This window comes from Rhizobium skierniewicense Ch11 (assembly GCF_023757665.1).
Taxonomy (GTDB): Bacteria; Pseudomonadota; Alphaproteobacteria; order Rhizobiales; family Rhizobiaceae; genus Agrobacterium; species Agrobacterium skierniewicense.
Genome location: NZ_RXPG01000007.1, coordinates 26931 through 53510, shown reverse-complemented (window position 1 = coordinate 53510; position 26580 = coordinate 26931). Strand labels below are relative to the sequence as shown.

Below are 26580 nucleotides of genomic sequence, written 5' to 3'. Positions count from 1 at the left end.
GCGTCTGCGCTGGGGCTGGCAATCACTGCCCGCCTTCGAAAAGCCACATATATTGCAAAAATTATCCATTCTTGGTTGTGCACCCATAACGTAACGTGTCTTCACGGGAGTGTATTCAATGGCTTTAGAAGATCAGAGTGCATCCGCTTCCGGAGAAGGTGTGGTAATCGCCCTCTCGGCCGTTCAACTCGCGGCGGTCCTGGAAGGTGAGACGGTCGAACAGAGTGGTACGGTCGGAAACCGCGTGATCGGGGCGTTGCGGCTCCTGGGATGTGCTGCAGAAGGTGTGACCGCTGGAGCACTGCTGGTCACGCCAGAACCCACCGCACTGACGAAGATCGGCGGTGGCGCGCTGGCCCTTCACGCTGCCGACCAGTGCACGACCGGCGGGCGCCAGCTCTGGACGGGGCGTGACGAACGGTCCATCACGGAAAGAACCACGTCCAAACTGGCCAGAAGTCTCGGCGCAAGCCCCGCAAACGCCGACAACATGGGCATGGCCATGGATTTCCTGGTGCCGCTTGGCGGGGCCATGATGGCAGGTGCCGTTCGGGCCGCCGCCATACGCTCTGGTCGTATCTCGCTTGCGCAGCATGAGGCTCAGGCCGGAAGCCGCCTCGGCGGGCACACGATTGCCAGACATGTGGGCAAGGACGAAGCGTTTTTGCGGCAACGGATCGCAGATACGGCGTCAAGTCGCAAACCGCCTGCAGCAATATCGTCGTTCAGCAACTTGAGGATAGCCGAGGAGCAAGTCTCCCGTGCGTTGCGAGCCAATCAGGCGCGCATCGTGCAATGGTCTAAAACGGCTGCTCCGGGGACAACGCTCCAGCCACCGCTCGTTTTTGACGCAGGCCGTGTGATCGGACAGGGCGTCATACGCTCTTCCGGGCAGCTACAGCAAATGTCGAAAATGCGTATCGTGTTGAAAAAGGAAAGCTATAACGGCCTGACACACTATATTCTGACGGCATTTCCTGTTCCCTAATGAATGAACCGAGATGAGCACCAGCGACGATTTTCCCGCCCTTTCCGGCCTCGTGACAGGCTATTTCCATCAAGACATGGACCTGGAATACGACAGTATACCACAAGCGCTTGCAGGATACGCAGGCCTCACGGAGGAAGCGCGGAAGCACCAGCTACAGCATGAGATGGACACCTTTCTGGAGCGCTTTCACAACGATCTGGAAGGTGAGTTTTCCAGACGCTACTGGTTCGACTTCACTCCCGAAGTGATCGGACAAACGGTGCCGGAATTTTTCGACATGGTAAGGACGATCCTTGCCGATCCCGAAAGCTACTTGCGTTTCGAACCACGCAATTGAAATCGTGAAGGTTATGCTTCAGGACCCGGATAGCTGTAAACGCTTCGATCCGTAAAGCAGAGTGCCGCATGAATGTCACCGATGAAGAATTTCCCGCGCTTTTCGGTATCGTTGCCGGGGCCTTGCATCAAGACATCGATTTGGAATACGACACAGCTGCGCAAGCGCTGGCAGGATACGCACGCGCGACGAAATGTTTCGAGAAGCAAATGCTGCTTTCTGAAACGGAACGGTTCCTCGAACGGTATCACAACGATCTCGATGGCGAGTTCGCCCGGCGCTTCGGGTTTAATTTCACACCCAAATCCATAGGATATACAGTGCCGGAGCTTTTCGACATGCTCAGAACAATCCTGGATGATCCGGAGAGCTATATGCGTTTCGAACCGCGGAATTGATTGATAAAATCGCGATCAAGGTTCGGTAGTCGGCCGATGCCGACTTCAGTTTCTCGAAGGCAACTCTCCCTTTCTCAGGAATTTTCAGCGCCATTGAACATTCCTTTACAACTTCAGATTCAGCCTAAGCGCAGTTTGGTCTGGTGGCTGAAAACTCATCCATCCTGCAGCCGTCAATCCTGTGAGAAATGGAGATCAGCGACGAACTGGGCGAAGCTAGCAGAATACTGCGTGATCAGGCCATACTCCTGCGCCTCCTCGAAAGGTTCGGGCTCACCTTCATAGGCAACCAACTCGTGGTCCAGCAGAAAAATCTGGCCATATCTTTCCTCTGTCATGCACAACATGATGGCGTTGCCGCCAGCATCATTGCCGATGCACAGGAGCCCTTCAGGCAAAGGATAGGCACTGGGCTTGTCAAATTCCGCCTCGACTTCTCTCAGAGAGTTCATATGCCGCAGAAGCAGGTCGCGTTCTTCCGCGTCGAGATAGGATACTGCCGTTTCGAAGATCAAGCCGCCACCGGAGATAGTAAGAAATGCACGGTAATCCCCAGGCAGTGTCTTGCCAAGCTTGCGCTCGAAAGCCTTAAGTTGATCTTCCGTCGCACGCTCACCGCCCTCATTCCGGATCGCTCCAGCAAATTGCTCAGGTGTCATGGCCGGTCTCCTTTCAGTTGTGTTCTACAGCGTTGGATTTGCGCGTTGGGCCACAGCCCCTAGAATGCCCATGAGCGCCAGTGAGAGTGCGATATAGTTGAGTTTGGTGGCGGAGAAAGACTTTAGCTTCGATGGGCCACGAACCAGTCGAAGGCCGTAGTAGATGACGACATGGGCCGCCAAGAAAAAGCCAAGCGGGCCAAGAATCATCTGACCAAACGCCTCTCCCCAATTTCCATCGCTTGCCATCTGCGCAGCGTAAGGCGCGTTCAAAAAGCCCGCTATAAACAGTAGAACAAAGAAACATATGGTCAGATGCACGTGTGCCCCCTCAACCGCCACGAAAATCATCAACTCAAGGGTGTTTTAATTGTGGCGGGACGAAAAAAATCAGTGATCGTTTCGTGCACGTATGTCTTTGCAACCAAACTGGCTTCAAACCGTTCACGGTCACGCTAATTCGTCCAAGACGCAAAAGCCGTCAGGCGTATTTCCCGATCCCGGTTGGAGACCAGTTCATGAGCGATTCGACTGGCAGAGAAGCCTCTGCTTATCCTTTTCAATCTCTTTTCGTGCCGTTTCCGTTCGTGTGTTTCTCGATGGCGCTCGGGACTGATATTGCCTATTGGCAGACCGCCAATCTTTTGTGGCTAAATTTTTCGGCATGGCTGCTGTTTGCAGGCCTCGTGTTCGGCGGACTGGCATTGCTCGCCGGGTTCGTCGATCTGTTCCGGGTGCGCACGCGGCCGATGCGGCCTTCCCTGTTTTCAATCGTGCTTTTCATCGGCATGCTGGTCTTGGCACTGCTCAACAGTCTCGTTCATGCCGGTGACGGCTGGACAGCGGTGGTGCCTTACGGGCTGCTGATCTCGACCATGACATTCGTCGTGGCGCTGACGACCGTCGCCGCGTCTTCCCGCAAATATGCACGACTGGCCTGGAGAGTATGATGATCGCGCGCCGCCTTGTTCACACCTCTGTTCTGATGGGCAGTGTTGCCCTCATCCTCTCTGCCTGCAATGAAGCGGATCAGTCCTTCGACCCGGCACAGCAGATCGGGGCCGACCCGGTTCTGCCGGAGCCGTCTTCGAGCCTTATTCCCGACCTGAAGGTGGCCGAGGTCGTCGGTTGGAAGGATGGCGAGACGCCGACTGTGCCGGAGGGTCTGAAAGTGACCCTATACCAAAAGGACCTCGCCAACCCACGGACCGTGCACACGCTGCCCAATGGCGACGTTCTGGTCGTCCAGTCGCGCGGGCCGAAGGGACAGTCCCCATCGCGGCCGAAGGACATTATCCGTGGCTGGATCATGGCCATTTCGCACGGCGAGACGCGTCCGCAGAAGGAAAGCAATCTCATCACGCTGCTGCGCGATACCAACCGCGATGGCACTGTCGATGAACGCCACGATCTGCTGACGAAGCTGGATTCGCCTTTCGGTGTCGCCTTTGCCGACAATACGCTCTACGTCGCCACCGCGAGCGAGATTCTTGCCTATCCCTACCAGCTTGGGCAGAACGACATCACCGCCGAACCAAAGCTGCTCACGCCGCTTCCCGGCGGGCCCATCAACCACCATTGGACCAAGGATCTGGCGCTGAGCCCCGATGGCAAGTTTCTCTATGCTTCCGTCGGCTCCAATTCCAACATTGTTGAAAATGGCATGGAGGCGGAAAAGAACCGCGCCGCAATTTTGCAGGTCGACCGTCAGACAGGTGCGTTCAAGCTGTTCGCATCCGGCCTTCGCAATCCCAACGGCCTTGCGTTCAACCCTGAGAGCAAGGAGTTATGGGCAGTTATCAACGAGCGTGACGAGCTGGGACCGAACCTCGTTCCCGACTACATGACATCTGTAAAAGAAAACGGGTTCTACGGCTGGCCGTGGAGTTATTATGGCAATCATGTCGATGCCCGTGTCTACCCGCCCCGCCCGGATATCGTTGCAACGGCCATCAAGCCGGACTACGCTTTATCCAGTCATGTGGCCGCGCTTGGCCTCACCTTCACGCTCAACTCCGCCATGCCTGCAGCCTACGCAAACGGCGCTTTCATCGGCGAGCACGGCAGTTGGAACCGCAACGCCTTCAACGGCTACCGGGTGACCTATGTGCCATTCGAAAACGGCAAGCCATCGGGCAAGACACAGGACGTGGTGACCGGCTTCATTCAGGGTGACAATGCCAGAGGCCGTCCCGTTGGCGTCGGCATTGATGGCACAGGCGCCTTGCTGGTGGCGGATGATGCGGGGAATTCGGTCTGGCGCGTGGCGGCAGCCGATGGCACTGTGACACCGGCCCCCATCGCGACCGATGATGTATCGGGTGGCGGCGCGCAAGCCATGGCAGCTCCCGCCAACTAAGATGCAGCAATGGCCGGCTTCAACGTCGCCGGCCATTGCCTGTTCATCTCTTTCAGGCGGAACTTTTGGAAAACACGTGAATGCGCCGATGTCCGACGCGCATCATCAATATCCTCGAGGGAAAATCAGAACGGCTTCCTTCTCCCCATTTCCCCCAACTGAAATCAATGCTAACCCTCAGCTGTTCCAAAACGGGAAAACAGCGTGTTCCGAGTTCCATTTCTTGTTGCAATCTCGCTTCTGGTCGCCTTCGGGGGCGGAATTTTATCCACGCTTGCGGCGCTGGAAGCCACCGACGGTTTCGGCTCCATCAAGATCGGCGCGTGGGATGCCTTTCCCGAAGCGCAGACGATCGAGGCAGATCCCTACGCCAAGTCGCACAGGTCCGATGCGGGCAAGCTGCTGTATGGGACAGCCGAAGGTCTGAGCTTTACCGCCTCAACCGATAGCGATGGCCAGCGCCTGACCGGTCAGTGCCGGTATCGTTTGACTGGCAACGTGCCCCCTTCCCGCTTCTGGACGCTTTATGCAGCAGACCAGCAGGGCAATCTTCTGGATGACGGCTCTGGCCGCCCCTTCGCGCTCAATTCCCGCACACTTTTGCACGGGCCTGATGGCGGCATGGATATCAGTGTGGCCGCCAGCGCCCAGACCTACAATTGGCTTTCGGTGCCACAGGGTCGCAATTTCAAGCTGGTTCTGACATTGCTGGATACGCCGGTGGCGGGCAGCACGGGGCTCATCGACATCAAGATGCCGGATATCCGCAAGGCAGGATGCGGCAATGCTTAAGGTCGTCTTCGCTGTTTTCGTCGGGCTTGTGGGTGCAGCCGTCCTGCACTTGATCATTTTGCTATCGACGCCGCATTTTTCCAACCGCGATGCCTATACGCGTGCGGTCGCAGAAGGCGGGTCGAACCAGTTTCACCTTCTGGATGACAGCCGTGAAAAGACGGAGCTTGGCAGCGGCGATCCCTTCATGCGGGTGGCCGTGTGCACCTTCGACATCGCGGACAAGCCCATGCGTCTTGAGGCGTTCGGGGCGGTTCCCTTCTGGTCTGTGGCGATTTTCGACAGCGCATCCAATGAAATCTTCAGCATGAACGACCGCACCTCTGCCGGAGGCGAGTTGGATATTCTGGTCGCCAATCAGGTGCAGCTGGCCGCCATTCGCAAGTCACAGCCTGCTGCCCTGTCGCAGTCCATTCTGGTGGAAGCAGCCCAGAGCAAAGGCTATGCGGTGCTGCGCACCATGGTGCCGCAGCCAAGCTTCGTGGAGGAGGCGACGCGGTTTCTGAGCGAAGCAAAATGTGCAGTAGCGCCATGGCAGTAGACTGCCTTCACGCGTCACCCTGAGGAAGCCTATCCGGCATCCTTGATGGCGGCAAGCTTGCGTTTGCGCGGTTTCTTCTGCGCATCCATCTTGATGTCGATGATGGGGCGTTCATAGCGCACGCCGGTAAAGAACAGAAGTTGCGCAGGTCCGCCTGCGGTGTTCTCCGGTGGCGCCGGTCGGCTGAGGCGGCGCGTGGCCGCATAAAACGAGATAATGTCTGCCATAATCTTCTCCCTTCAGGGGCATGACGATTGATTTTGATCAGAGTGCGCGGATCGTGCGAACGCGCGGGAATGCCATCACCACAAACATTGTGCATCTCCAGTCCACAGACTGGCATGGGAGACGTATGCGCGAGAACGGGGCTTGTGCCTGCCGCCTCGCCTGCCAGATATCGCACCCTATGGGATGCGCCGAATCTCTGGCTGCTTCAGGCATTAAAAACACGCAAAGATTAACCGATCGTTAATCCTAATATTCTCGTGCCAGCACAGAATTCATTACAATTCGATCTGTTGCATAAACCATTCATCGAGACTGCGTTCACAGTCCTGTGAATACAGATTTCGGTCTCCTTTTAAAAGCGCTTGAAAAAATTGACGAATTTCAAGCGCTCCAGAAAATTACGGGTTAATTTTCCACCATGGCGTGTTTGACGCATGTCGTTGGCGTCATGTCTAACGCGCTGAGCCGCCATGATGTCGGTCAGGGGCTCGTCGCTCGGTGTTACACGCACGGTCGACGAGTTCCCGCTAGCGCGTTCTGAGGCGATATCCCGACGTCGCCCACGTTTCTCATTTCAAAAATATATTCTTAAAATTCGCTGTGAATAAGCGCAAAAAACCGCTTTGCCCCATGGCTGGTTAACAGGACGTCAACACGTTTGATCTAATTTGATCATAGTGTTTTGTTTTGCGTCTGTTGGGTATTGCGTTGACCGACCGGTTTCGAGAATTAGAGAGGCCAAGGGCCGAGAGGAAGAAAGACGTGGTGCTGATGGCCACCGTATCGAGTTTTGAAGGTCTTTCTCATCCGTCCAGGTCAGAACTGCGCCAGTTCGCGGAATTGTTTCTGCCGTTGTTTTCCGCCTCCACACCAGAGGCGAAGCGGGAGGCGATTGCGGCCTTGTCTCAAAACCCGAACGTGCCGTCGGCCGTCGCCTTCTTCATTGCCAGCCAGCCGATTGCGCTCTCTGCGCCATTCCTTGTCTCGTCCAAATGTCTGGACGACGACACGCTGATTACCATTGCCCGCACGCAAGGCGGCGCCCATGCGCGCACGATCGTGCGTCGGGATGACCTGTCGCCCACTGTCATCGACGCGTTGGTCGGCCTTCGGCATTCGCGCCCGGCGGTTCGCTCTGGCGCGGACGATGCGGAGGCTGCAACACCAGACCTGTCGCTTTTCACCCAACAGACCATTGCGGACCGTGAAGAGGATTTGCGCCGGCAGTTGCGCACCATGGCGCGGCAGCTCAACCGGTCCCAATCGGACAGTCTGGGACGTCGTCGTCTGACCGATGTGCAGGAAGCCCTGCTTATTCGCTTCGCCCGCGCCCGCGATGCCCGCCAATTCTGCCGTGCCCTGTCGGACTCGCTTGCAGCCAGCCATTGGTTATCGGAACGGCTGATGCTCGATATTTCCGGCCAGCAGCTGGCAACGACCATGGTTGGCCTGGGCATGGAATTCGTGGACGCAGCCTTCGTGCTGGAAAGCTTCTACCCGCATCTGAAGGTTCGCGATGGCGATATGTCGCGCGCGGAACTGATGATTGACAGCCTCGATGCCGCCCAGTGCGAAGACCGCATCGAACGCTGGCGTCGTGCAGATAGCGACACGGTCGATCCCAACAGGGAGAACGTGGAGATGCGCGACGATGCGCATGAGCGGCTGGTTGTGAGACGGTAGTTTTCAAAGGGCTGACGCAAGATCGAAGATGGCTGCCCTGGTCAGACAAGCTCTAACAAGCCTTCCACACTTTCCGTCTCCAGTTCAAGAACCCACAGATCGCTGTCGAAACGGCGCTCCTTCTCCAGCAATGCCTCGACATCCTGCGCCTCAGCGCCCGACAGGCGTTGTTCGAAGCGGCGTTGTGACCTTGCCTCCTCGTCATCGGACAGGCTTTGGGGTGCGGGACCGTAGAGGTTCTCCAGACCAGTGCGAAGACGCTGGCGGATGAAGATGGCGCCCGCGGCCTCTGCCCCCTTGCGTTCCACGGCGGCGAAATCGCCCGCCGAAAAGACACGGCGAATGAGGGCGGAAACGAACATCTCGGATTTGAGGCGCATGCTCACTCGATATCACAGAGCGCCGATGGATTTCAGCTTTTTCAGCACCGCTTCGCTGGGCTCCCCGGTTTCGGGCAGACGGTAGTGCTTTTCGAAGTTCCTGATAGCGGTGCGTGTCTGCTCGCCCGGAACACCATCCACCTTCACATCGGCATAGGCGATGTTGACCAGACCCTGCTGGATTTTCGCCACCAGATCCTTTTGCGCAGGCTTGGGCGCATTGCCTGATGTCAGCGATACGGACTGCGGCTTTGGCTGTTGGGCGTCGGCGTTGCGAATGGCGGCGGCGACCGGATCGATAGCAACGCCACCGGAATTCGGCTCGGCCGGGCGATCCTTCGGCAGGGCCTTGGGAATGGCGGCAACGGTGGTTGCGCTGTCGATCTTCATGGCCGAGAGAACGCGGCTTGTGGGTTCGCCCGTCTGCTCCATGCCGACGGTTTCCTCGAAGAAGAGAATGGCCGCTGTCGTGCGTGGACCGGGCATCCCGTCTGCCGGGCCTTCATACAGGCCCCGGCGGGCCAGTTCCCTCTGGATTTCGGCCACGAGTTCCGATGGCTGGTGCGCGGTGGCTTGCGGCTCCGACTGCGTGATGACCGACGCCACATCGGCAGGTTGGGCGGCCGCCGGGGCGGATGGCGCCTGCGGCGCATCGCCTGGTCGTTCTATGCGGAATGTCGTGACATTGCCGTTTTCACCGAGGTCCGAGGCGACGCGATAGCCGGGAATGCCGTTGGGGTTTTCCTCGTCGCGCGTGCGCAGGAAAGGCGATGGATGATGGCCAGGCTGATACCACAGAGCGTTCGCGGCAACGAAGCCGAAGACCACAAAAAACGAGGCGCTGCCGCCCACCAGTTTGGGATGCCGCAGGATGTGTTGCCCCATGGCGAGTGCTGCCACAGAAACGAAACCGGGCTCTTTGCGAGCCGGTGTTTTCCTAGGCGATTTTCGCTTTGGCGCGGCCATCCGCAACGTCCTCCTTCATCATCTTGCTCGCGCCAGCAACCTGTGGCTTGAGACGTGGCGGAAACTCCACCGGAACACTGGCATCATCGAAATCCGAGCCTTCAACATAGCCCGAGCCATCGGCAGGCAGAAGGATGGTGACAACGGTGCCTTCACCGGCACGGCTGGAAATCGCAAAGCTTCCGCCGTGCAGTTCCACCAGCCCCTTGACCAGAGCCAGACCCAGACCCGTGCCCTCATAGCGGCGGGTAAATTCATTCTGCACCTGCATGAAGGGCTGGCCCAGAAACGCAATCTTGTCAGCCGCGATGCCGATGCCGGTATCGCTGACGGTCAGCTTCAGTGTGCCGCCCTCCAGCGATGCATCTATGGAGACCACACCACCCGATTCGGTAAACTTGATGGCATTGCTCGCCAGATTGATCAGAACCTGCTGGATGGCGCGCTGATCTGCCACCACTTCGCCGATATCTCTTTGAACGCGGCTGGTCAGCGTCAGGCCCTTCTGCTTGGCCTGAAGACCCAGCATGCCTTCACAGGTGGCGATGGCATCGGTCATGCTGAACGGCTCCATGATCAGCTCGTAGCGGCCCGCTTCCAGCTTGCTCATATCCAGCATGGTGTTGACGACCGACAGAAGGTGCGCGCCGGACTGGCGGATGAGCGACACGTATTCGCGCTGACGGTCATTTTCCAGCTTGCCGAAATATTCGCCTGCCAGAATATCAGAAAAACCAAGGACGGCGTTGAGCGGCGTGCGCAATTCGTGGCTGACAGCCGCCAGAAACCGCGACTTGGCGTCGTTGGCCTGTTCTGCCTCGGTGGCTTTGCGAACCACCTCCTTGCGCAGAATTTCCTTTTCGGTGATGTCACGCATCTGGCCGACAACGCCGATCAGCCTGCCGCTGCCATCCCGCTCTGCGGTCATGTCGATGCGTGCGTAGAGAAACTGGCTCTGGCGAACGCCAATGGCGTTTTCAAAGCGCAGATCGGCAACCGCGTTCTCGTGACCCTGGCGCAACGTATCGAACGCCTGCATCAGCCCGATGCGGTCCGACACATGCACCAGCTCGGCGAAGAGGTGGCCTGTGCAGTTCTGGAAATGGACCGGAAATTGCCTGAGATCGCGACCCGAGACACCTTTGACGATGCCGTGCTCATCGAAGAACAACATCAGGCCGGGCATATGTGTGGTCGACACCATGTTCTTGTTTACGGGTGCGGCGACGATGTCTTTCATCTGCGGCCTGCGAAGCGCAAGCACGCATGCGGCGGCGGCAAGGAACACGGCGACGACTGTCGCGACGCCCAGTGGCAGCGCGACGGAAACGGGGAAGGCAAAGCAGAAAACGACAGGGACGACGAAGACAGCCGCGACGCCCGAGGCAACCAGTCTGCGCAACGCATGCACCGTGGCGACCCGTACGCTGGCATCTTCTTCCATGCGCGAAAGCCACATGCCAGTGGCATGATCGATCGACGCAATCGCTTTTTCCGTTATGTTACGCAATACCTGAACACCGAATTCCAAATGGGCGAAAGAGCCCTTAACCATGGCTGACAATAGAGGCCCGCGGCTTAAGGAAAGGCTAAAAGGGAACCCTCCTCCCCCGGTTAAAGCCGTGCGGAATCCCATTTCGGCGCATTTGCCCAAGACTTTGCGTTTCATGGTTAATGGCAGGTAAGCGAAGGATTTCGTTATATTTTTCCCATTGTGTTAATCTTTGTGGCAGGCAATCGGCGCTTGATCCCCTGCATTTGTTGGCGCCCGCCGCAATTATGCTTAACATCAGCAGTTAAAACTTGAACGAAATGCGCAAGATCGTTCAGCGACGGAACAAATAGCTACAATTTGAATTAAATCCCGACGTTTTTCGCAAATGGCTGTTGGTCTGTTGGGGATAGGGTGTTTGCAAGCCCGAAACGAAGCAAACGGAACAGGGCAGATACGGATGACCCGAAAAGGGCGGCGTTATAACAGGGTAGTTTCGCTATGTGGTTTCTGATCAAGTCGTCGATCTTCTTTTCGCTGGTTCTGGTGGCGCTGTCCTATTTTGGCGGTTCGCAAGACGGCACATCGCAGACCTCGCAGATGAATGTCGCAGGCGCCGTATCGGCTGCCAGCGAGGCCTACCACTATGTGAGCGCCATCTGCGTCGAAAAACCCGATGTCTGCGTCAAGGGCGCCGAGACATTCCACGCTCTGGGCGAAAGAGCCCGCGAAGGCGCGAAGGTCGCCTATCAGTTGATTGATGCCCAGCTTGCCGACAACGAGCCTGTCACCAAGATTGCCGAGGCCGCATCTGTGAAACCCGCCGTGACCATGCCTGCCGAGACAATTGACGTGGCACAGCAAAGCGACGACATCAAAACCGGCACCATCAAATCGCAGCCCTACGTGCCCCTGCCCCAGCGCCGCCCGGCACAGTGAGCCGCAAAGACTGCATGGTACCATTGGCGATATATCCTTATCGCAAACCCGCTTGCGGCCCATCTTTGGGCCGCCTGACTGCCCGACTTGCCAAGCCCTGCACGAGTTGCTTCGTCGCAGGGCTTTTTTTCGTGCCGACAGCGGTTCAATTCAAGAGAGGTTTGGCCTATATGCTGGCTTAGACATAAGGGATGATGGATCAATGGCTTCTCTCGACAAGATCATGGACGACTTTGAGTTCCTCGACGATTGGGAGGATCGCTACCGATATGTGATCGAACTTGGCAAGGAACTGCCCGATCTGGCAGACGAGAAGAAGACGGTCGACAACAAGGTGCAAGGCTGTGCCAGCCAGGTCTGGCTCGTCAGCCACAGCGATGGTGCGGCCGATCCGGTGTTGACCTTCGAAGGCGATTCCGACGCCCACATCGTGCGCGGCCTGGTCGCCATCGTCATGGCGGTCTATTCCGGAAAAAAAGCCTCGGATATCGCCAAACTCGATGCCATCGACGTCTTCGGCAAGATCGGCCTTGTTGAACACCTCTCCTCCCAGCGCGCCAACGGCCTGCGCTCGATGATCAACCGCATCCGCGCCGAGGCGCAGGTGCTGGCGGCTTGATCTCACACAACAGGTCGGTACCCATCGGCACCCCAGTGGTGGCTATCCCGTCTGCGAACGGAGGGCTGGGGTGGGGCATAGTGGCGGGACAGGGCGAGCAAGGCTGTTCGCAGCATGAGTTTGGCTGAACGGACCGGCCATTGGCGTTCGCGCTCGACCAATTCCAGGCCCTTTTCGAAACAGCAGACATCGATAGCGACGCCGGAGAGTTCGGGGCCCATGGCGTCTGCGGCGTTTGAGACGCGCAGGCGCGCGGCCATGGCGGTGTCACTCAAGTCTTGTGCGCCGTTGGTTTGTCCTTTGGTGCGCTTTGCCAGACGCGGCTCCCATGATGCGGTGATGCGCGGGCTCAAATGGCCGCGATGGAAATCTTGGGCCAGCCTCTCGCCTGCGTCGAGCGCCTCTGCGGTAAAGAAGCCCTGTCCATCACGATCCTTCAAACGCGCCAGCGCCATCAGCGGTGTGGACAATTCGTTGCGTCGCACGCTCTGCCGGGCGCCATCGACCTCTATGGAGACGACGTCCGACTGGCGGTGCTGCTCTTGAAAAATCTCATCCCGTTCCTTGACCATGGCGCGCTTGAGATAGGCACTGGCGGCGCTTTCGCAGACCAGGTTTCCGCCCTGCCAACGCACCAGCCCCATCGACACGGCCTTGTCGAGCGGAGGACCTGCCATCAGCAAAGGCTGAGGCGCGGTGTCAATGGCAATATCGAAGATGCCGTTGACGTCTTTGACGCGAGCGGTGTTGCGGCCGATGAATTTGAGCAGCCGGATAATGGCCTGATCCGGTTTGCTGTGGGCTTTGCTCCCTTTCTCAGTCATGTGCATCGGTCTCCAGCAGCGCGACGAGGGATTTGCACCTCTCCTCGACAGCCGTCACGAATGCGTCGAAGCCGGGATCGTCGCGGCGATCTTCCACATGCTGGCATGTGAGACTGACCGTGGAGCGGTCGCGCCCGAAGCACACAGCGACTTCCGGAAGCGGCAGCGAAAGAACGACATGGCAGACATAGATCGATATTTGCCGGATATGCGACATGGCATGCCTGCGGTCCCGCCGAACCGTGTCACGCTCGACGATCTCGGCAAACATATCGCAGGTGATCTGGCGGACATGTTGGCAGGCCTGACGTTGCGCCGCGGTGACGTTTGGCAATGGCAGATGTGCCATGATGGTCGAGGGATAGGGACCTATGGTCCCGGGCCGATGGGGCAATGCGATGAGCGACATGGTGAAATTCCTCATAAATAGGAATTAATTCATACACCACGAAAAACGAGCTTACAATCTCTGAAATAGGCCCCACGCCATAAGCGTTTGAAATCAATCGGAACTATTTCAGTTCAAATGAAAAAAGGACTATTTTCTCATGCCTGCTGGGCGTCACGCACAAAAAAGCCGGTCACTCGGACCGGCTTTTCCTATTTTTTGAATTGCAGATATCAACGTGCGGATTTACGACGCTGGCCGAGGCCCATTTCCTTGGCGAGGCGCGAACGCGCTTCTGCATAGGCTGGAGCAACCATCGGGTAATCCATCGGCAAATCCCACTTTTCGCGGTATTCTTCCGGAGTGATGCTATGATGCGTCGTCAAATGACGCTTGAGCGACTTGAACGAACCACCGCATTCCAGGCAGATGATCTGATCATCCTGAACCGATTTGCGCACAGACACCGCAGGCTTCTGCTTTTCGACGTTGACCGCTGCCACGACCGGGGTCGAGGTGCCGCTGAGGGCTGTGTGGACATCTGAAATGAGGCCTGGAAGCTCCGTGACCGGAACGACGTGGTGGCTAACATAGGCAGCTACGATATCTGCCGTCAGTTCGACAAGCAGATCCTGAGCGCCGCCATATGTAGTTTCCGTCATCTATATCTCTCCTATTCGTATCTTCAAAAGCATAGGCTCATCGGCCTTTTGCCCTTGAAGTGAAGTTAACCCCAAGGTCGATTTGCGATCGAATGAAGCATCCGGCCGGGCTTTCCACACGGCGCAAGATTTCTTTCCATAACTGCAGAAATCGAAATAGATATCCGGATATTTTCCAATGGAGATAGTTTAGCCATCAATAAAATGTCTAACCGGACTATCGATATCGCAGGACGCAAATCAACATCATCTACTTTACCTACCGTGGATAACACCAAACCAAAAAAAGTCCAATTATTATTTTGGACTATTTCAGAAGAAATTGCACTTGTTTCATCTACTAGAAATCATAGATGACAAAGTTAAAATATGCTCAAAAATCCAATACAGCAATAGTCTAGCAAACAGATCAACTCAACTTAAGGTCTGCTTTACGCTGATCTATTACGGTTGTAGAGGACAGTCGATAACCAACCTGATGCGCAGCTTTGGCAAGCAAATGTGCGGATACTGGGGCAGTCAGAACAACAAAGAGAAACCCGACGAGGCAGCGCGCAAAAACAGCAACCTCGAGTGAATTGATGCCGACGCAAAGAAGAAGAAGTCCCGAGCCGACAGTCCCGGCCTTGGAAGCGGCATGCATGCGAGTATAAAGGTCGGGAAAACGGTTGATACCAATGGCCGCGATAAGTGAAAACGTTGCGCCGCACAGCAAAAGCAGACTGACGAGAATGGCGAGGAACCAGCTCATTTTTTTGCTCCTTTCACGTTTTTCCGCTTGGGTTTTCTGCCCGCACCTGACGAGGATGCGGGCAATACATCCGTCCCATCCAGGATCTGCCTGGCCCTTTTGCCCTCTTCCGGTCGGCGCGACAGAACGAAACGCGCAAATGCAACCGTTGCAAGAAAGCCGACAAGGCACAGGGCGATGGCGATATCGACATAGAGATCGAAGCCAGTACGAATGGCGATGACGGCGATAAAGCCGATGGCGATACCGACCAGCGTGTCCAGCGCGATGATTCTGTCCGGCAGGGTCGGCCCCACCACCACCCGGTAGACCGCCAGAAGGAAAGCCACGGACAGAATGATGGAAGCACCAATGGTGGAAAAGGATAGCAGCGCGTCAGGGGTCACTTGCGAAACGCCTCCATGATCTTGCGCTCGAAGCCATCGGCAATCGACCGCTTTGTGGCCTCGACATCGCTGCAATCCAGGGCATGGATATAGAGGATGGCGCGGTCGTCCGAGACATCGACCGACAGCGTGCCGGGGGTGAGCGTGATGAGATTGGCCAGAAGCGTGATCTCGAAATCGCTCTTCACCGCCAATGGATAGGCAAATATTCCGGGCTCCAGCACCAGCTTCGGTCTGGTGACCGTTTTCGCGACCGTCCAGGCCGACAGGGCCAGTTCCTTGAAGAACAGGAGGGCCAGCGACAGGATCGCGGGGATGCGCGCCCAATAGGTTTCGCTTGGACCAAGCTGGTGGCGAACGATGCCGATGGACAGCGCTGCGATCCCCATGCCGAACAGAAGATTGGGGACCGTATAGCTGCCGGAAATGGCCAGCCAGACGAGCGTGAACAGCAGACCCAGAACGACATGTCTCATCTTACGGCTCCCTGTGGAAAGACGGAGCGGATGTAGGCGGCCGGATCTGCGAGACCGTCTGCCGCCTGCTGGCTGAGCTTCATCACCTGTTCGGGAAACAGACCAACGCCGATGACGAGCAGGGTCAGCGCCACGACGGGCGCGAGGCTGGGCGGATTGGCAACGGTCGCGACCGCCTTCATGCCGGGTGGTGACGGACGCCAGAAGCACAGAAGAAAGACGCGGGCAAATGCGATGGTGCACAGAAAGCCTGACACGAGAATGGATGCTGCCAGCCACCACGCACCGATATCAATGGCGGATTTGGTCAGCATGGCCTTGGGCCAGAAGCCGGAAAAGGGCGGCAGGCCGGAGCCTGCGAAAAACAGCGCCAGTGCCATACCCGAAAACACGGGCGCCTTGGTGTAGAGGCCGCTGAGATCCGACATCGTCCACGCACCGCCGATGCGGGCCGCATGGCCGATGGTCAGATAGAGTGCGGTCATGACGACAACGGAATTCAGCGCATAAAAGACGACGCCTCCCACCGCAGACGGTGAGCCGATGGCCACGCCTGCAAGCATGGTGCCGATACCGGAAATGACGATATAGCCCATCATGCGTCTCAGATCATTCTGCGCCAGCGCGCCCATGGCACCGAGGATCATGGTCAGAGCCGCGACGACGGCGATCACCAGGCTCAACTCATCCCGCTGCACCGGAAACAGCATGATCATGACGCGCAACAGTGCGTAGATGCCGACCTTGGTCAGCAGCCCCCCGAACAGGGCCGACACGACGATCTTGGGCGTATGATAGGATGCTGGCAGCCAGAAATTGACCGGAAAAGCCGCAGCCTTCATGGCGAAAGCCAGGGTGAACAGAGCAGCCAGCGTCATCAAGGGCGCTTCGCTGCCCGCCGTCGTCACACGCGCAGCGATATCCGCCATGTTGAGCGTGCCGAAGATGGCATAGAGATAGCCGACGGCGATCAGAAACAGCGTTGTACCGATGAGATTGAGCACCGCGTATTTCAGCGCACCATCGATCTGTTCCTTCGTCGAGCCCAGAACGATGAGGCCGAAGGAGGAGACGAGAAGCACTTCGAACCAGACATACAGATTGAAGATATCGCCGGTCAGGAATGCGCCACTCACACCTGCCATGAGCAGCATGAGAAACGGGTAAAAGCCGTAACGACGTCCAGCCTCGTCCATATCCGCGTTGGCATGGATGGCGCAGGCAAGGGCTGCGAGGGCACCCGCCAAAGCGAGGGACGCGCCCGTCACATCGGCCGTAAACGCAATGCCGAAAGGCGGGAGCCAGCGGCCCATGACCATGGTGAAAGGACCATCCACCACCACCTTCCACAGCAGCGCAGCATTGATCGCCACCAGCAGGAACAGGCCTGAAATGGCGATTGCGGCGTGAAGGCGGGTGGAGCGGCGCACCATCATCAGGATAGCACCTGTCGTGATGCACAGTGCGACGGGCAGGATGATCAGCCAGTCGGCCAGCGGCGTTGCCTGCATGACGAGGGCTGTAGACAGATCGATGGGCGTAGAACCGGAAGCGGCCATGTGTGTCTTGTCCGTTTCTCAATAGCCGAGCGGCGGAAGCGGTTCACGCGCCGGTTCTGCGGCACGCATTTCATTGGTGTCGTCGGTCTTCAACGCCTGGAACGCCCGCCAGACCAGCACGGCCAGAAAGCAGAAAAAGCAGAAGGAGATGACGATGGCCGTAAGGATGAGCGCTTGCGGCAACGGGTTTGCCGTCGTAGCCGCCAGCACATCCTCTCCCGCCCCGATGATGGGCGGCACCTCCCGTGTCAGCCTGCCTGCGGTAAACAGCAGCAGATTGACCGCATTGCCGAGGAGGGCGATGCCCAGCAGCAGGCGCACACTGTGGCGCGACAACATGAGGTAGATCGCGGCGGAAAAGAAAATGCCGACGAGACCGGAAAAGACCGCTTCCATCAGTCACGCTCCCTTTCTTCCAGGGCCAGTGCTATTGCGGTAAAGCCTCCGACCACGACGAGATACACGCCGATATCGAAGGAGATGACGGTGGCGAGCGGCACTTCCACGCCCGCAAGGCTGGGATAGATCCACAGCCCGGTCATGAAGGGAACGCCGACAAAGACCGAGACCATGCCGGACAGCGTGGCGAGCAACAGCCCGAAACCGGCAATCGACAGCGGGTCAAAGACGATGGCGCGCCGCACAGTTCCCACCCCGAAGGCGATGCCATAGACCGCAAGCGCCGACACGGCAATCAACCCGCCAATGAAGCCGCCACCGGGTTCGTTATGGCCGCGCAGCAGGACGAAAATGGAAAACAGCAGCATGAGGCTGGTGATGACCGGCGCGACGGTACGGAAGATCAGTGTGTTCATGCCCTGCCCGCCTTATCCGCGCCGGTTGAAGGTTTTGAACGGACCCGGATCAGCGCCAGAATGGCAAGACCGGTGATCATGACAACCGCGATTTCGCCCAGCGTGTCTGTGCCTCGGAAATCCACGATGATGACGTTGACCACGTTGTTTCCGTGGGCGATGACCTTGGAATAGGCACCGAAGAATTCGCTGAGGCTGGCATTGAACGGCTGTTGCGTTGCCTTCAGCAACATGAGCGCAAAGCCCGTGCCGCAGGCCAGCGCGATGCTGCCATCCAGCAACTTCTGACCTTTGCCACGGTGATCGGATGGCCACAGGCGCAGCCGGGTCATGACCAGCGTGAAAATCACGACCGACAGCGTTTCCACCATGAACTGGGTGAACGACAGATCCGGCGCACCGAACAGCAAAAACAGCACAGCGACAGCAAAGCCCTGAATGCCGAGCGCGACGATGGCCGTCAGACGGCTGGCCGCCGTCAGCACCGCGATCAGGCCGATGATGGCGATGACGATGAAGGTGAGTTCGTGAAACTGGATTTCTGACGGCCAGGAGGGCATGGACGGCACCTCGCCATAGGCAAAGATCGGCACCAGCAAAACGAGCGCGATCATGGCGAAGGTGGCGGTGACGTAAAATTCCAGCCTGCCCGGCTGAACCATGCGCGTGACGAAGAAGGACAGCTTGACCAGCCCGGATATGACGCGATCAAACGCTTTGTCCGGCCCCGGACCGGCCGCATCGAATGCACGGACCATCAGCCCGCGTGCCAGCGTCAATTTCGTATAGATCATGACGCCAAGCGCCACGGTGAACAAAGAGAGTGCCAGCGGAACACCGACATGTGGCAACAGCGACATGTCCACCGGGCGCGGCTCGCCTGCGATGGCCGTCGCCATGGGCGTCGAGACAACAGCGTGAAAAGCACCCGAAAACAAGGCTGCCAAAAGCCCGCCGAGCGCCAGGGTGACGGGACCAAGCCAGAGCAGGATCGGGCCTTCATGGGCATGTTTCGGCGTGGTCTTCGGCTTGCCGACAAAGGGTTTCAGCGCCACCGCGAAAGCGACGGCCAGCATCAGCGCGTTTCCGATGATGGCGATGCCAGTGAAAAGAATGGCGCGGGGATTGGCTTGCGCCAGCGCGTAGTAGATTTCCTCCTTGGCCAGAAAGCCGATGAACGGCGGCAGGCCCGCCATGGAAATGGCCGCTGCCAGTGCGGCGATAAAGGTGATGGGCATGGCTTTGCGCAAACCGCCAAGCTTCGTCACGTCTCGCGTTCCCGCTTCATGATCGATAATGCCTGCGACCATGAACAGCGCGCCCTTGAACAGCGAATGCGCCACCAGATACAGCACCGCCGCCTCGATGGCGTGCTCTGTCCCGAAACCCGTCAGCATGACCAGAAGGCCGAGCGACGACACGGTGGTATAGGCCAGCATCAGCTTCAGATCCGTCTGGCGGATGGCGAGACATGCGCCCGTCAGCATCGTCAGCCCACCGAAGAAGGGCAAGAGGATTTCCCAGGCTGCCGTGTCGCCCATGACAGGGTTCAGCCGCATCAACAGATAGACGCCCGCCTTGACCATGGTGGCGGAGTGCAGATAGGCCGAAACCGGCGTTGGCGCTTCCATGGCGTTGGGCAGCCAGAAGTGAAACGGGAACTGTGCCGATTTGGTAAAGGCACCACCCAGCACAAGCAGCAGCGTGGCGAAATAGAACGGGCTCTGGCGCAACACGTCATTGCCGTGCACCAGCAGGGAAAGCTGCGTTGTGCCGCTGATGTTCCAGATGAAGATGATGCCTGCCAGAAGGGCGAGCCCGCCACCGCCGGTGACCACCAGCGCCTGCAAGGCTGCGCGCCGGGATGCTTCGCGGCGGTGATCAAAGCCGATGAGCAGGAAGGATGTGATCGAGGTGAGTTCCCAATAGACGAACAGCATCATCAAGCTGTCCGACACAACGACGCCCAGCATCGCGCCCATGAACAGCAGAAGAAAGGCCAAGAAACGCCCCTGCTGCGGATCACCTTTCATGTAACCGCCCGCATAGAGCACGACGAGCGTGCCGATGCCGGTGATGAGCAGCGCAAAGGTGAGCGACAGACCGTCGATGAACCAGGAAAAGCTGAGATTGAAGCTCGGCACCCAGACGTAACCGCCGGTCACGATCTCGCCCGCTGCGACTTCCGGAATGAAACCAAGGAAGTGGACGAAGGCGGCTGCGGGCGCGAGCGCCAGGAGCCAGACGGCATGATGACCGAGCCTGCGAACGACAAAGGGCGCGCACAATGCCACGATGAAAGGCAGGAAAAGCACGGCGAATGTCAGCAGCGGGATATGTCCAATCATTTCGTCTCCCCAGCCCTGCCGATGTCTACGGCCCCGTTTTGTTATCCCTCAATTAGGGCATGGTGCCACGCGCCTCAACTGTTTTCGGTCGCCGATGAGGTCACAACGTCTTTATCCCCGGTTAAAGCCGTCTCCTCTTTTAACCGTCGCCGCGACACACTATCTTGGGACAAACGAAAGGATCTCCCCATGAGCGATCTCACATCATCCAAAATCACCAAGTCTGACGCACAGTGGCGCGAAGAGCTGACGGCGGACCAGTACCGGATCCTGCGCGAACACGGCACGGAGCGTCCCTTCACAGGTCCCTACTGGAACAGCACCGAAAAAGGCCTCTACCGCTGCGCCGGCTGCGACGAGCCGCTGTTTGTGTCCGACACGAAATTCGATGCGGGCTGCGGCTGGCCAAGCTATTTCGAGCCGGTCAAACCGGATGCCGTCATCGAGCTGCGCGACACGGCCTTCGGCATGGTGCGCACGGAGATTCGCTGCGCCAATTGCGGCGGACATCTGGGCCACGTCTTCCCGGATGGTCCACCCCCAACCGGCCTGCGCTACTGCATCAACGGCCACTCGATGGTCTTCGAACCGCAGGATTGAGCGGGATTTCTATCATGAGAAAGGCCACGTTACCTCTCGGGCAGCGTGGCCTTTATTGTTATCGGGCGTTTTCTGGCACTTTACATCTGCAACGCTCAGCCCGCGTCTGTGGCAACCGTCGACGCGAACGCAAACCCCTCATCTTCCCAACCGGTGATGCCGCCGATCATGATTTTGACAGGTCGGCCCAGACGGGCAAGATTGAGCGCTGCGCGGTCGGCTCCGTTGCAGTGAGGACCGGCGCAATAGACCACGAACAAGGTCTCGTCCGGCCACTGCGCCATGCGTTCCCGCGTCATATCTGCGTGGCGCAGGTGAATGGCACCGGGAATATGCCTGGCTGCGAAGATATCGGCAGCGCCGATAACGTGCAGCAAAACGAAATCCGGCTCTCCGCTTTTCAGGCACGCAGAGACATCGGCACAATCCGTCTCCAGCGATAGCCTTCTCGAAAAATGGTCGATAGCGACCTGTGGTGTTGCTGCGCGAATATCGGTTACAGAGCTCATCGGGCTTCTCCTTGGCTTTCTTTGAAGAACCATACCCATGACGCGAAAAGACTGGCAGGTGGCATGATGACCATATACCGTAAACATCATGCCAAAAGCCGACACACAAACATCACCCAATCGTCTTGTCGTCGTCCTTGCCTATGATGGGCTATGCACGTTCGAATTTGGCGTGGCTGTTGAGATCTTTGGGCTGGCACGGCCGGAAATGGGCAACGACTGGTATCATTTCGCCGTCGCCGCCGTGGATGAAGGCGAAATGCGCGCGGCGGGGGGGATACGCTTCGTCACCGACGGCGGGCTGGATATCATCGAGCAGGCGGGGACCATCATCGTGCCGGGCTGGCGCGGCATCCATGAACCCGTGCCAGACGCGCTGTGCGTGGCCTTGCGCAAGGCGCATCAAAATGGCGCAAGGGTTGTGTCTCTCTGCTCCGGCGTCTTCGTGCTGGCAGCGGCAGGATTGCTGGCTGGCAGGGAGGCCACCACGCATTGGCGCTACACGGACAGCCTCAAGGCGACATTCAAAGACATCGAGGTATTGCCGGATGTGCTTTATGTGGATGGAGGCACAGTGCTGACGGCAGCGGGAAGTGCTGCGGGCATCGATCTTTGTCTGCATCTGGTGCGCAGGGATTTCGGCACAAAGGCTGCCAATCTGGTGGCACGGCGTTTGGTTGTGGTGCCGCATCGTGATGGCGGGCAGGCTCAGTTCATCGACAAGGCCGTTCCGGTGCCCCACGAAAAGGCACGCCTCGGTCCGCTTCTGGACGCGATGCAGGCCGACCTTTGCCAAGACTACACGGTCGCACAATTGGCAACGTTGGTCGGCATGAGCAGCCGCACGTTTTTGCGCCGCTTCGAGGCCGCCACTGGCACGACACCCGCCAAATGGCTGCTGCTTCAGCGCCTGTCCAGGGCCAAGGACCTCCTTGAATCATCGCGGCTCGGCATCGAAGCGGTCGCCGGGACAAGCGGTTTGGGCAGTGCCGCCAATCTGCGGCACCACTTCCGTCAGCAGTTTTCCACCACGCCCGCAGCATACCGCGCACGGTTCGGTGCAAAAAATCTTACGCCGCAGGAAGCTTGAGTTCCATGCAGGTCAGGTCCAGCCAGCGGCCGAACTTTGTGCCGACCTCGGAAAATTTGCCTGCAACGCGAAAGCCGAGCGCTTCGTGGAGGCGGATGGAGGCGGTATTTTCGGATTCGATGGCACCGATGAGGACGTGGACGTCATTGGCCTTGGCGTGATCGATCAAGCCCTGCATCAACAGTTTGCCAAGGCCGGAGCCCCGCGCGCTCTTGTGGACATAGACCGAATGCTCGCGGGTGTGGCGGTAGCCATCGAAAGCGCGCCAGTCGCCATAGGACGCGTAACCCGCGACCGCGCCGTCCTTGATGGCGGCGATTACAGGAAAGCCACGGTCCTTGCGGGCCTTGAACCATTCCTTACGATTATTGAGATCGACCAGAATGTCGTTCCAGATCGCGGTCGTGTTCAGGACCGCGTCATTGTAGATTTCCATAATGGCGGGGAGGTCATCGAGGGTGGCGTCGCGTAGGTCTGTGGTCATGCTGAATAGATCCGCTGCAAATCACTGTTTGCGGACACCATAAAGCAAGAGTTGAAACGGTGAAGCGATTTTACGTTGCGACGGGGGCCAGACTGAAACTGGTCATGACAGCGGTGTAGTGGACCGCTGCGGCGACCACGACGAAGCCGTGCCAGATGGCGTTCTGGAACCGCAGGCGCTCCCACACGTGGAAAATCACGCCCATGGAATAGATGATGCCACCGATGACGATCAGCCAGAGGCTGAGCGGCGGGAGGTGGTAGGACAGGCGATCGGCAACCATCACGCCACTCCAGCCCATACTAAGGTAGAGCAGGATCGTCAGCCGATCGAACCTGCCGGGGAAAAAGCATTTCAGCAGGATACCGGAAATAGCGGCTGCCCAGATACCGGCGAGCGTCAATGCGATCAGCGGATCTTCGATGCCGCGCTGAAGGATGGGCGTGTAGGTGGCGGCGATGAGAATGAAAATGCCGGAATGATCCAGCCTGCGCAAATACCATTTCACGTTGGAATGCGGCCAGATGTTGTATGTGAATGAAATGGACAGGCAGAGGACGAGACCGAGCGCATAGATCCAGACGGCAGCGATAGCACTGAGGCTATCCCATAACGTCACGTAGAAAATCAGCGCCGTCGCACCAATCAGCGCAAAGACTATACCGACACCGTGAACGATGCCGTCCGCCACGATCTCATGAAGGTCATAACGGCGGCCGAAGCGCCAAGTCTCACTCATAATTCATTCCCGCAAAGTCCTTTCGGAAACAATGCAGACAATATGCGACGGGAACAAGACCGGTGGCTCAAAAGCCGATCACTTTGCATTCCGCGGCACCGAAAATGGTGAGATCTGCCTCTTTTGCGTTCAGATTCACCACCGCCTTCGAGATGACTGAAAGGGTGATTTTCTGGGATTGTGCTTCCTCCAGTCCTGTTTTCTTATGACCCCTTAAAAGATTTTTCAAAAAGGTCATTTCATGCGGATCGTTCTTTTCACTGTTGGAACAGAGGGTGACGTGCGCCCACTCGTGGCGCTCGGTGCCGGGCTCAAACGGGCTGGCCATGATGTCCGGATCGCCTCCGATCCCTCCTGCGCCGGCCTGGTCACGGCTCACGGGTTGGAATTTGCGCCGCTTTCGGGGGATTTTCTGGAATGGATGCGCAAGAACGAGGGTCTGCAACGGAAAGGTCTCGGCACATTCGCCATGGTCAAGGCCTTCAAGAACAAGCTTCGAGATATCGCAGCCGTCTGGCCCGAGCAGGGTCTTGCAGCCGCAGACGGGGCCGATCTGCTGATCGGCAACGGGATCGTCTATCTGCTGGCAGAGGCGCTCGGGCAGAAACTTCAGCTGCCGGTCGTCGAAACGCAGCTGGTTCCGACCCTTCCCTCGCACAACCCGCCTTTGATGCCCATGCCGAACTGGGCTTATGATTTACCCCCTGCGATCAATCATCTGCTTGGGCGCTTCATGCGCAAAACGGTATGGAGCGTGTACAGGCCTGCCTATAACGAGGTGGTAAGGCCGAAACTCGGTCTTCAACCTTACGGCCGACGCGGCCCATATCATGGGCCGCAGACGAAGCAGTTGAGCCTTTTCGGCTTCAGCTCGACGATGGTGGAGCCCGGCCGCAACTGGCCGCAAACGGTAAAGGTAACCGGCTCCTGGTCTCTGGAAGAGGCGCAATCCTTCACACCGTCAGAAGAACTCTCCGCGTTTCTGAACGCAGGCCCGCCGCCCGTCTATGTCGGCTTCGGCAGCATGTTCAACCATGATGCGGAAGCCTTCACCGCGCTGGTGCGCGAGGCCGTCAAAACCGCGGGAAAGCGCCTTCTGCTGGCCAGCGGATGGGGTGGTCTGTACGATCAGGCCGAGGCGCGGGACGACGTCATGACCATCGATCGCGCACCGCACGACTGGCTTTTCCCGCGCATGGCGCTTGCGGTTCACCACGGCGGCGCAGGCACGACCAATGCCGCTTGCCGCGCTGGCATTCCCTCCGTCGTCATTCCCGTCTTCGGCGATCAACCCTTCTGGGCGTCGCGCCTCCGCAAGCTCGGCGTTGCCGGCCAGACGCCGCCGCGCGAAGCCTTGACCGCAGAGGCCTTGAGGGACGCCATTCTGGAAGCCGACAGCCCCGAACGGCACAGGACGGCACGGGCGCTGGGAAAAAAGCTGCGTGCGGAAAACGGGATAGCCAACGCCATCAGCGCCTTGGAACAGGCAAGACTGATCTGATGCGCGTCCAAGAAGACGGTGGACTGGTTCCACCGTCAACAAATATTGCACACTTATTCGCCGAATACGCATCTTTTCTGAACGATAGATATCGCGCACAGTCACGGCAATAGCCGCTGCGCGGCGTACCGGATCGGAGTGCATGAAATATGACGCGTGAAAAACAATTCGCCCTGACACGCCCCGCCTATGTCGGCCAAGCCCATCTCGGGGTCCTCGATCTGGACAAGGTATCCGATTTCTATCAGAAGATTATCGGTCTCTCGGTCATCGAGCGGAGCGCGAGCGGACATGTGCTGGGCGTGAACGGTCAGCCATTGCTGACATTGACGACCGCTAAAAGCGCCACACAGGCACCCGGCAACGCGGCTGGCTTGTTCCACACCGCGTTTCTGATGCCAAGCCGCAGCGATCTGGCGCTGTGGCTGACGCATGTCGCGCACAGCAATGTCCAGCTTCAGGGCGCGTCCGACCATTTGGTCAGCGAGGCGATCTATCTGGCCGATCCCGAAGGCAACGGCATCGAGGTCTACCGTGACCGCACACCGGACGAATGGGACTACAAACCCGATGGCACCATTGCCATGGCGACAGAGCGGCTGGACCTTCAAGCGCTTTACGACAGCGCCCCGAAAGCAACATTTGCCAAAGCGGCAGAGGGCACTGCTATCGGCCATATCCACCTGCAGGTGGGCGATATTCCGCAAGCGGACGCGTTTTATCAGGATGTGCTGGGACTGAAGATCATGGCCCGCTATCCCGGTGCAAGCTTCTTCGGCTCCGGTGCCTACCATCATCATGTCGCGGCCAATATCTGGAACAGCCGTGGCGCACAGGCCCGGACCGACACCATGACGGGTCTCTCTGGCTATTCGCTGACATTCAACGAGAAAGCATCGCTCGATCGTGCGATTGCCGCACTCGACCGAATGGAGATTGCGACCGAACGCCAGAGCGATGGCATTGCTCTCACAGACCCCTGGGGTATCGGCCTTAAGCTGTCTGCCTGACCTGGTACAACTCTAAATCTTGCCCCTGCGGGAACTGCAATATAAGCAAAGCGT

The 26580-nt window shown here is 58.1% G+C and carries 34 protein-coding genes; 14 read left to right on the top strand and 20 right to left on the bottom strand.

The annotated features are described in order from the left end of the window. Positions 1-118 precede the first annotated feature (118 nt). The 3 genes from EKM04_RS07145 to EKM04_RS07135 all read left to right on the top strand — a co-directional run bounded on the left by EKM04_RS07145 (position 119) and on the right by EKM04_RS07135 (position 1726). On the top strand, positions 119-988 hold the full coding sequence (locus EKM04_RS07145; protein WP_183897119.1) for an RNase A-like domain-containing protein: 870 nt from the start codon (positions 119-121) through the stop codon (positions 986-988). A gap of 13 nt (positions 989-1001) precedes the next feature. Next, complete coding sequence (locus EKM04_RS07140) at positions 1002-1328, top strand: contact-dependent growth inhibition system immunity protein (RefSeq protein ID WP_183897120.1); 327 nt, start codon at positions 1002-1004, stop codon at positions 1326-1328. A gap of 68 nt (positions 1329-1396) precedes the next feature. Further along, entirely contained in the window at positions 1397-1726 is a 330-nt protein-coding gene (locus tag EKM04_RS07135) for a contact-dependent growth inhibition system immunity protein (RefSeq protein ID WP_183897121.1), read from the top strand. 173 nt (positions 1727-1899) lie between these two features. Here EKM04_RS07135 and EKM04_RS07130 read toward each other — a convergent pair whose 3' ends face one another. Both EKM04_RS07130 and EKM04_RS07125 read right to left on the bottom strand, forming a co-directional pair. Beyond that, complete coding sequence (locus EKM04_RS07130; protein ID WP_183897122.1) at positions 1900-2385, bottom strand: SMI1/KNR4 family protein; 486 nt, start codon at positions 2383-2385, stop codon at positions 1900-1902. A gap of 24 nt (positions 2386-2409) precedes the next feature. Continuing rightward, on the bottom strand, positions 2410-2658 hold the full coding sequence (locus tag EKM04_RS07125; protein ID WP_183897123.1) for a hypothetical protein: 249 nt from the start codon (positions 2656-2658) through the stop codon (positions 2410-2412). 245 nt (positions 2659-2903) lie between these two features. On the opposite strand from EKM04_RS07125, the gene EKM04_RS07120 reads away from it, so the two are divergent. From EKM04_RS07120 to EKM04_RS07105, 4 genes are all read left to right on the top strand, one after another. Further along, positions 2904-3335 (top strand): DUF2231 domain-containing protein, encoded by a 432-nt coding sequence (locus tag EKM04_RS07120; RefSeq protein ID WP_183897124.1) that lies wholly within the window; start codon positions 2904-2906, stop codon positions 3333-3335. Between the two features lie 35 nt (positions 3336-3370). Then, positions 3371-4744 (top strand): PQQ-dependent sugar dehydrogenase, encoded by a 1374-nt coding sequence (locus EKM04_RS07115; protein WP_412762986.1) that lies wholly within the window; start codon positions 3371-3373, stop codon positions 4742-4744. Positions 4745-4948: 204 nt separating this feature from the next. Continuing rightward, positions 4949-5536: a DUF1214 domain-containing protein gene (locus tag EKM04_RS07110; protein WP_183897126.1), complete on the top strand. Its 588-nt coding sequence runs from the start codon at positions 4949-4951 to the stop codon at positions 5534-5536. Further along, positions 5529-6077 (top strand): DUF1254 domain-containing protein, encoded by a 549-nt coding sequence (locus tag EKM04_RS07105; protein WP_174152419.1) that lies wholly within the window; start codon positions 5529-5531, stop codon positions 6075-6077. Before EKM04_RS07110 ends, EKM04_RS07105 begins: the two co-directional genes overlap by 8 nt. A gap of 29 nt (positions 6078-6106) precedes the next feature. Here the strand turns inward: EKM04_RS07105 and EKM04_RS07100 are convergent, their stop codons facing one another. Further along, on the bottom strand, positions 6107-6304 hold the full coding sequence (locus tag EKM04_RS07100) for a hypothetical protein (protein ID WP_174152418.1): 198 nt from the start codon (positions 6302-6304) through the stop codon (positions 6107-6109). A 772-nt stretch (positions 6305-7076) separates the two neighbouring features. Here EKM04_RS07100 and EKM04_RS07095 point away from each other — a divergent pair. Then, the gene (locus EKM04_RS07095; protein WP_183897178.1) at positions 7077-7988 is read left to right on the top strand and encodes a DUF2336 domain-containing protein; all 912 of its coding nucleotides are present in this window, start codon (positions 7077-7079) and stop codon (positions 7986-7988) included. A gap of 41 nt (positions 7989-8029) precedes the next feature. Here the strand turns inward: EKM04_RS07095 and EKM04_RS07090 are convergent, their stop codons facing one another. Genes EKM04_RS07090 through EKM04_RS07080 form a run of 3 tightly spaced genes read right to left on the bottom strand, consistent with a single transcriptional unit; the run spans position 8030 to position 10889 of the window. Continuing rightward, entirely contained in the window at positions 8030-8368 is a 339-nt protein-coding gene (locus tag EKM04_RS07090) for a DUF1491 family protein (RefSeq protein WP_183897127.1), read from the bottom strand. Positions 8369-8380: 12 nt separating this feature from the next. Beyond that, positions 8381-9334 (bottom strand): peptidoglycan-binding domain-containing protein, encoded by a 954-nt coding sequence (locus EKM04_RS07085; RefSeq protein WP_183897128.1) that lies wholly within the window; start codon positions 9332-9334, stop codon positions 8381-8383. After that, positions 9306-10889, bottom strand: coding sequence for a sensor histidine kinase (locus EKM04_RS07080; protein WP_183897179.1), 1584 nt, complete (start codon positions 10887-10889; stop codon positions 9306-9308). Before EKM04_RS07080 ends, EKM04_RS07085 begins: the two co-directional genes overlap by 29 nt. Positions 10890-11327: 438 nt before the next feature. On the opposite strand from EKM04_RS07080, the gene EKM04_RS07075 reads away from it, so the two are divergent. Both EKM04_RS07075 and EKM04_RS07070 read left to right on the top strand, forming a co-directional pair. Continuing rightward, on the top strand, positions 11328-11765 hold the full coding sequence (locus tag EKM04_RS07075; RefSeq protein WP_183897129.1) for a DUF5330 domain-containing protein: 438 nt from the start codon (positions 11328-11330) through the stop codon (positions 11763-11765). Positions 11766-11967: 202 nt separating this feature from the next. Beyond that, positions 11968-12384 carry a SufE family protein gene (locus EKM04_RS07070; protein ID WP_174152414.1) on the top strand — a complete coding sequence of 139 codons (417 nt, stop codon included), beginning with the start codon at positions 11968-11970 and terminating at the stop codon, positions 12382-12384. A 2-nt stretch (positions 12385-12386) separates the two neighbouring features. Here EKM04_RS07070 and EKM04_RS07065 read toward each other — a convergent pair whose 3' ends face one another. From EKM04_RS07065 to EKM04_RS07020, 10 genes are all read right to left on the bottom strand, one after another. Further along, complete coding sequence (locus EKM04_RS07065; protein ID WP_412762983.1) at positions 12387-13208, bottom strand: DUF6456 domain-containing protein; 822 nt, start codon at positions 13206-13208, stop codon at positions 12387-12389. Beyond that, the gene (locus EKM04_RS07060) at positions 13201-13617 is read right to left on the bottom strand and encodes a helix-turn-helix domain-containing protein (protein ID WP_234910991.1); all 417 of its coding nucleotides are present in this window, start codon (positions 13615-13617) and stop codon (positions 13201-13203) included. Before EKM04_RS07060 ends, EKM04_RS07065 begins: the two co-directional genes overlap by 8 nt. A gap of 212 nt (positions 13618-13829) precedes the next feature. After that, positions 13830-14258, bottom strand: coding sequence for a Ros/MucR family transcriptional regulator (locus EKM04_RS07055; RefSeq protein ID WP_174152412.1), 429 nt, complete (start codon positions 14256-14258; stop codon positions 13830-13832). A gap of 409 nt (positions 14259-14667) precedes the next feature. Next, the gene (gene mnhG / locus EKM04_RS07050) at positions 14668-15009 is read right to left on the bottom strand and encodes a monovalent cation/H(+) antiporter subunit G (protein WP_183897131.1); all 342 of its coding nucleotides are present in this window, start codon (positions 15007-15009) and stop codon (positions 14668-14670) included. After that, the gene (locus EKM04_RS07045) at positions 15006-15395 is read right to left on the bottom strand and encodes a cation:proton antiporter (RefSeq protein ID WP_183897132.1); all 390 of its coding nucleotides are present in this window, start codon (positions 15393-15395) and stop codon (positions 15006-15008) included. Before EKM04_RS07045 ends, mnhG begins: the two co-directional genes overlap by 4 nt. Further along, complete coding sequence (locus tag EKM04_RS07040; protein ID WP_174152409.1) at positions 15392-15871, bottom strand: Na+/H+ antiporter subunit E; 480 nt, start codon at positions 15869-15871, stop codon at positions 15392-15394. The genes EKM04_RS07045 and EKM04_RS07040 overlap by 4 nt, the downstream gene beginning before the upstream one ends. Beyond that, positions 15868-17430 (bottom strand): Na+/H+ antiporter subunit D, encoded by a 1563-nt coding sequence (locus tag EKM04_RS07035; RefSeq protein WP_183897133.1) that lies wholly within the window; start codon positions 17428-17430, stop codon positions 15868-15870. The genes EKM04_RS07040 and EKM04_RS07035 overlap by 4 nt, the downstream gene beginning before the upstream one ends. Positions 17431-17448: 18 nt before the next feature. Further along, on the bottom strand, positions 17449-17826 hold the full coding sequence (locus EKM04_RS07030) for a Na+/H+ antiporter subunit C (RefSeq protein WP_174152407.1): 378 nt from the start codon (positions 17824-17826) through the stop codon (positions 17449-17451). Continuing rightward, positions 17826-18245 carry a Na(+)/H(+) antiporter subunit B gene (locus EKM04_RS07025; RefSeq protein WP_174152406.1) on the bottom strand — a complete coding sequence of 140 codons (420 nt, stop codon included), beginning with the start codon at positions 18243-18245 and terminating at the stop codon, positions 17826-17828. The genes EKM04_RS07030 and EKM04_RS07025 overlap by 1 nt, the downstream gene beginning before the upstream one ends. Next, on the bottom strand, positions 18242-20593 hold the full coding sequence (locus tag EKM04_RS07020) for a putative monovalent cation/H+ antiporter subunit A (protein ID WP_183897134.1): 2352 nt from the start codon (positions 20591-20593) through the stop codon (positions 18242-18244). The genes EKM04_RS07025 and EKM04_RS07020 overlap by 4 nt, the downstream gene beginning before the upstream one ends. A 189-nt stretch (positions 20594-20782) precedes the next feature. Here EKM04_RS07020 and msrB point away from each other — a divergent pair, with 189 nt between their 5' ends. After that, a complete protein-coding gene (gene msrB, locus EKM04_RS07015) occupies positions 20783-21193 on the top strand; it encodes a peptide-methionine (R)-S-oxide reductase MsrB (RefSeq protein WP_174152404.1) in 411 nt (136 codons plus the stop codon). A 95-nt stretch (positions 21194-21288) separates the two neighbouring features. Here msrB and EKM04_RS07010 read toward each other — a convergent pair whose 3' ends face one another. Next, complete coding sequence (locus tag EKM04_RS07010) at positions 21289-21702, bottom strand: rhodanese-like domain-containing protein (protein WP_183897135.1); 414 nt, start codon at positions 21700-21702, stop codon at positions 21289-21291. An 88-nt stretch (positions 21703-21790) separates the two neighbouring features. Here EKM04_RS07010 and ftrA point away from each other — a divergent pair, with 88 nt between their 5' ends. Continuing rightward, complete coding sequence (ftrA, locus tag EKM04_RS07005; RefSeq protein ID WP_183897136.1) at positions 21791-22792, top strand: transcriptional regulator FtrA; 1002 nt, start codon at positions 21791-21793, stop codon at positions 22790-22792. Here ftrA and EKM04_RS07000 read toward each other — a convergent pair. The 3 genes from EKM04_RS07000 to EKM04_RS06990 all read right to left on the bottom strand — a co-directional run bounded on the left by EKM04_RS07000 (position 22773) and on the right by EKM04_RS06990 (position 24253). Next, positions 22773-23276 (bottom strand): GNAT family N-acetyltransferase, encoded by a 504-nt coding sequence (locus tag EKM04_RS07000; protein WP_183897137.1) that lies wholly within the window; start codon positions 23274-23276, stop codon positions 22773-22775. The two genes, ftrA and EKM04_RS07000, sit on opposite strands and share 20 nt — an antisense overlap. Positions 23277-23346: 70 nt before the next feature. Continuing rightward, entirely contained in the window at positions 23347-24015 is a 669-nt protein-coding gene (trhA, locus tag EKM04_RS06995) for a PAQR family membrane homeostasis protein TrhA (protein ID WP_174152402.1), read from the bottom strand. Between the two features lie 67 nt (positions 24016-24082). Continuing rightward, positions 24083-24253: a hypothetical protein gene (locus EKM04_RS06990; protein WP_174152401.1), complete on the bottom strand. Its 171-nt coding sequence runs from the start codon at positions 24251-24253 to the stop codon at positions 24083-24085. 3 nt (positions 24254-24256) lie between these two features. Here EKM04_RS06990 and EKM04_RS06985 point away from each other — a divergent pair, with 3 nt between their 5' ends. Together EKM04_RS06985 and EKM04_RS06980 are read left to right on the top strand one after the other, a co-directional pair. Beyond that, positions 24257-25516 carry a glycosyltransferase gene (locus EKM04_RS06985; protein WP_183897138.1) on the top strand — a complete coding sequence of 420 codons (1260 nt, stop codon included), beginning with the start codon at positions 24257-24259 and terminating at the stop codon, positions 25514-25516. A gap of 149 nt (positions 25517-25665) precedes the next feature. After that, on the top strand, positions 25666-26526 hold the full coding sequence (locus EKM04_RS06980; protein WP_183897139.1) for a VOC family protein: 861 nt from the start codon (positions 25666-25668) through the stop codon (positions 26524-26526). The last annotated feature ends 54 nt before the right edge of the window (positions 26527-26580 follow it).